Origin of the sequence: Chryseobacterium sp. 2TAF14 (assembly GCF_052115105.1) — a bacterium.
Taxonomy (GTDB): Bacteria; Bacteroidota; Bacteroidia; order Flavobacteriales; family Weeksellaceae; genus Chryseobacterium.
The window spans coordinates 1-4,941 of record NZ_JBFRGA010000196.1; the positions used below are offsets into that span (position 1 = coordinate 1).

At 32.9% G+C, this 4,941-nt stretch carries 6 protein-coding genes; all 6 read left to right on the plus strand.

All coding sequences use genetic code 11. The annotated features are described in order from the left end of the window. Nucleotides 1-156: 156 nt before the first annotated feature. Nucleotides 157-609 (plus strand): IS200/IS605 family transposase, encoded by a 453-nt coding sequence (tnpA, locus tag AB4Y90_RS15510; RefSeq protein WP_441558470.1) that lies wholly within the window; start codon nt 157-159, stop codon nt 607-609. Nucleotides 610-702: 93 nt separating this feature from the next. Next, nucleotides 703-1,176 carry an OsmC family protein gene (locus AB4Y90_RS15515; RefSeq protein ID WP_441558471.1) on the plus strand — a complete coding sequence of 158 codons (474 nt, stop codon included), beginning with the start codon at nt 703-705 and terminating at the stop codon, nt 1,174-1,176. Next, nucleotides 1,169-2,356 carry a tryptophan synthase subunit beta gene (trpB, locus tag AB4Y90_RS15520; RefSeq protein WP_441558472.1) on the plus strand — a complete coding sequence of 396 codons (1,188 nt, stop codon included), beginning with the start codon at nt 1,169-1,171 and terminating at the stop codon, nt 2,354-2,356. Before AB4Y90_RS15515 ends, trpB begins: the two co-directional genes overlap by 8 nt. A 225-nt stretch (nt 2,357-2,581) precedes the next feature. Beyond that, nucleotides 2,582-3,358, plus strand: coding sequence for a tryptophan synthase subunit alpha (gene trpA / locus AB4Y90_RS15525; protein WP_441558474.1), 777 nt, complete (start codon nt 2,582-2,584; stop codon nt 3,356-3,358). A gap of 31 nt (nt 3,359-3,389) precedes the next feature. Then, nucleotides 3,390-4,121, plus strand: a complete 732-nt coding sequence (lipB, locus tag AB4Y90_RS15530) for a lipoyl(octanoyl) transferase LipB (protein ID WP_441558476.1) — start codon at nt 3,390-3,392, stop codon at nt 4,119-4,121. A 164-nt stretch (nt 4,122-4,285) separates the two neighbouring features. After that, the coding region (locus tag AB4Y90_RS15535) for a hypothetical protein (RefSeq protein ID WP_441558477.1) at nt 4,286-4,941 on the plus strand (656 nt) is incomplete at its 3' end.

Below are 4,941 nucleotides of genomic sequence, written 5' to 3' on the forward strand. Positions count from 1 at the left end.
TTAGACATCAATTCAAAATTTGAAATAGAGCCTGGAATTAAAGATTTAGAAAAAATAAAAGAATTTAAATATAAATTTAAAAGTCCCAAAGGGACGACTTAACAGAGAATAGGATGCAATCCTATCAACAACGAACAAATAAAAAAACACAAAGAAATGCCACAATCCTTAGTCAAAAACTACGTTCATATCATTTTCAGCACAAAACACAGAAATGATTTTATTGATAAGAGCATAGAAAAAGAGTTGTTCTCATATATTGCTACATTATGTAAAGATTTTGAAAGCACAGCATTGCAAATAGGAGGAACAGACAATCATATCCATATTCTCTGTCTGTTGTCAAGGAAAATTGCTTTGATGAAATTGGTTCAGGAAATAAAAGCAGTTTCATCAAAATGGATAAAGACGAAAGGAAAAAAATATGAAGATTTCTTTTGGCAGGAAGGTTATGGAGCTTTTTCAGTGAGCCCAAATAACATTTTTCAAGTTTCTGAATATATTAAAAACCAAAGAGAACATCATAAAGAATTTGATTTCAAACATGAGATGATTAATTATTGCAAAAAATACAAAATAGGTTATGATGAAAAATATATTTGGGATTAATGTTATTTAAACAATTGTTAAATTCATAGGAATAAATTCCTATGCTTTATTAAATCGTCCCTTCGGGACTCTTTTAAACTTAAAACATTTCATATGAAAAACCATCAATACAAATCAAAAATAAAATGGACGGGGAACACCGGTGAATCCACAAAAAATTACCGTTCTTATGAAAGAAGTTATACCATATCGGTGGATGGAAAGGCAGAAATAAAAGGTTCTTCTGATCCTGCTTTTTTAGGAAATCCCGATCTTCATAATCCTGAAGATTTGTTGTTGGCTTCCGTTTCTTCATGTCATCTTTTGTGGTATTTGCATTTTTGTTCGGTTAATAATATTCTTGTTTTAGAATATCTAGATTTTGCAGAAGGAACAATGATAGAAAGCGAAAATGGAAGCGGAAAGTTCACAGAAATTATCTTAAAACCCAACATTTTGGTTACCGAAAAAGAAATGATCGAAAAAGCAATCGAACTTCATCAGAAGGCAAATGAATATTGTTTTATTGCCAATTCATTAAATTTTGAAGTAAAACATCAACCTGAAATTAATTACAAAAATGATTAAAACAAATTATAAAAACCCAGACGAACAAGGCTATTACGGAGAATTTGGAGGAGCTTTTATCCCCGAAATGCTCTATCCGAATGTAGAAGAACTGCAAAAAAATTATCTTGAGATCATAGAATCAGAAGAATTTCAGAATGAATATCAGGATTTATTGAAAAACTATGTTGGTCGTGCAACTCCCTTATATTTGGCGAAAAATTTAAGTAAAAAATACAAAACTCAGGTTTATTTAAAAAGAGAAGACCTCAATCATACCGGAGCGCACAAAATCAACAATGCTTTAGGACAGGTTTTACTGGCAAAACGTCTCGGGAAATATAGAATAATTGCCGAAACAGGAGCCGGACAACACGGTGTAGCAACCGCAACAGCTTGTGCACTTCTTGGTTTGGAATGTATCGTTTACATGGGCGAAATCGACATTGCAAGACAGGCTYCGAATGTGGCAAGAATGAAAATGCTTGGAGCAACCGTCGTTCCTGCAATTTCCGGTTCAAAAACTTTGAAAGATGCTGTAAATGAAGCATTAAGAGACTGGATCAACAATTCAACCACAACCCATTACGTTATCGGAAGTGTAGTTGGTCCACATCCTTTTCCCGATTTGGTGGCGAGATTTCAATCTGTGATTTCAAAGGAAATTAAAGAACAGCTTAACGAACAAATTGGTCGTTCAACTCCTGATTATGTCATCGCCTGTGTTGGTGGCGGAAGCAATGCTGCAGGAACTTTCTATCATTTTGTAGAGGAAGAAAATGTGAAAATTATTGCGGCAGAAGCCGGAGGTTTTGGAATCGATTCTGGAAAATCTGCCGCCACAACTTTTCTGGGAACTTTAGGCGTTTTACACGGCAGCAAAAGCTTGGTGATGCAAACCAAAGACGGACAGGTTATTGAACCCCATTCTATTTCCGCAGGGTTAGATTATCCGGGAATCGGGCCTTTTCATGCGCATATATTTAAAGAAAAACGAGCAGAATTTTTTAGTATCAACGATGATGAAGCTTTACAATCAGCTTTTGAACTCACCAAATTGGAAGGAATTATTCCTGCCTTGGAAAGCGCTCATGCTTTAGCCGTTTTAGATAAAAAGAAATTCAACGAAAACGACATTATTGTGATTTGTCTTTCTGGTCGTGGTGACAAGGATATGGAAACCTATCTTTCTAAATTATAAATGGTTAATTATCAATGATAAAATTAATTTTTATGGCGACAAACTCCGTCTTCCACTCCCGCTTTTTACTACGTTTCACTTCGTAAAAGAGCTCCGTTCAAGCCGGGTCGCAATTTTGTAAAATATAGAAATTTTTGTCAATTAAGTCCTGAAAGGACGCCCTAACAAAGGATAGGATAAAATCCTATCAACCACGATATAAAAAATATAAAAAACATGAAATTTATGCCTCAAAATAACATCCAATTTCCAGCTTCCAGCACCCAACCTAAACTCCTCAACATCTACTTCACAGCAGGAATTCCACAACTGGAAAATACCGCTGAAATTATAAAACTTATTCAGGATTCCGGAGCCGACATGATGGAAATCGGGATGCCATATTCAGATCCTGTCGCCGATGGTCCTGTCATTCAAAAAGCTCACGAATTAGCCTTAAATAATGAAATGACGATTTCAACTTTGTTTTCACAATTAAAATCAATTAAAAATGACATCAGAATTCCTGTTATTTTGATGGGATACATCAATCCGGTTTTAAGTTTCGGATTTGAAAATTTTTGCAGAGAATGTTCTGAAAGTGGAGTTTCAGGCTTGATTATTCCTGATTTACCACCTGTTGAATTTGAAAAAAATTACCAGCAGATTTTAAAAAAATATAGTTTAAACTTTACGTTTTTGGTGACTCCCGAAACGTCAGATGAAAGAATTTTATATTTGGATTCTTTAAGTTCAGGTTTTTTATATGCGGTAAGTTCTTCATCCACAACAGGAAGCGAAAATACAGTTTTGAAGAATGAAAATTACTTAAACCGACTTTCAGCATTAAAATTAAAAAATCCTGTCATGATCGGTTTTGGAATTAAATCAAAAGAAGATTTTGAAAACGTAACAGAAAAAGCAGACGGCGGAATCATCGGGACTGCCTTCGTCAACATCTTGCTTAACAATAAAGATTGGAGAATAAAAGCCATAGATTTTATTAATTCTATAAAAAATTAAAAATCACTAAATTTGTTCGTTAACAAAAGGTATGAATACACATCAAAATAAAGTAGTAGAATTTGAAGATTTAGGCATCAAAGAATATCAGCCGTCATGGGATTATCAGGAAGAGCTGATGAAAAATATCATTGATCTCAAAATCAAAAACCGCGACTTGCCTGTCGACGAGCAACATACAACCTCCAATCATTTTCTTTTGGTAGAGCATCCTCATGTTTACACGCTCGGAAAAAGCGGTCATGAAGAAAATATGCTTGCCGGAATCGATAAACTGAAGGAAATCGATGCCACTTTCGTAAAAGTAAATCGTGGCGGAGATATTACCTATCACGGTTACGGTCAGATTGTGGGTTATCCTATTTTAGATCTTGAAAATTTCTTCACAGACATTCATAAATACATGAGAAATCTTGAAGAAGTGATTATCAGAACTATCGCCGAATACGGATTGAAAGGCGAGCGTTCTCCCGGAGAAACAGGCGTCTGGCTGGATGTCGGGAAACCGTACGCCAGAAAAATCTGTGCGATGGGCGTAAAAGCTTCCCGTTGGGTAACATTGCACGGTTTTGCCTTAAACATCAATACCGATATGCGTTATTTCGAATACATCATTCCTTGCGGAATTAAAGACAAACAGGTAACTTCCCTGAAAAGAGAACTGGAAAGAGAGCTTACTCCCGAAGAAATGGAAGATATTAAAGCGAAAATCAGAAAGCATTTTGTGGATGTTTTTGAAGCGGAATTGGTGGTGAAAGCTTAATAAAGATATTTTTAATAATATAAAATCTGTTTCTTCTGAGACGGATTTTTTATTATCTCTTGTGATAAAATTATTTTTATTTTTATATAATTTTTAACTGTACTGTGTTACAAATTAATATAGTTATCTTATTATTATTGATATCTACTAAAAAAAACTTCAAAATGAAACTTAATTATATTCAAAATGGACTCGATTCTTTACAAAAAGGTTATAAAAATTTAATTGAATACGAAAATTTAACATTTACTGAGAACTCTGATAATGATAACAGATTTTTTTATTTAAAAGACGCAATCTTGTTTATACATCACGGTATCGAAATTTTAATAAAAAAAACACTACATAATCACAATGAATTACTACTATTTAGTCAAATTGATTCTCATTTAAAAAATGCTATAATTGAAAAGAATAAAAATGGATTCAACTCTGTTTTCGAAACAAAATTAAGCCATAAAATACATACAGTTAATTTCTCTGAATCTTTGGAAAGAATTAAAATAATTCCAAATTTAAAGTTATCAAATAATTTAGAAAGTAAATTCAAAAGTCTAGAAATGTATAGAAATATTATTATGCATTCTGAACCTTTTATTAATGAGTATTTAATTATAAATACTTTTGAAGATTTAGCAGACGAATTAGATATTTTTTTTGAGTCAGCGTTACCTAATGAATATAAATCAATTACGAATTATGATAAATTCAAACAAACTTATGAGATCTATAATGATTTTGCTAATGACGAAGATTTTGTTGATGTTTTAAATATTAATAAAATTATAATCCAGGCATTAGATAAAGCTCAGATAAGAAT

Coding starts and splice junctions, on each gene's coding strand:
- tnpA (WP_441558470.1), top strand. CDS start 157: ATGCCACAATCCTTAGTCAAAAACTACGTTCATATCATTTTCAGCACA.
- AB4Y90_RS15515 (WP_441558471.1), top strand. CDS start 703: ATGAAAAACCATCAATACAAATCAAAAATAAAATGGACGGGGAACACC.
- trpA (WP_441558474.1), top strand. CDS start 2,582: ATGCCTCAAAATAACATCCAATTTCCAGCTTCCAGCACCCAACCTAAA.
- lipB (WP_441558476.1), top strand. CDS start 3,390: ATGAATACACATCAAAATAAAGTAGTAGAATTTGAAGATTTAGGCATC.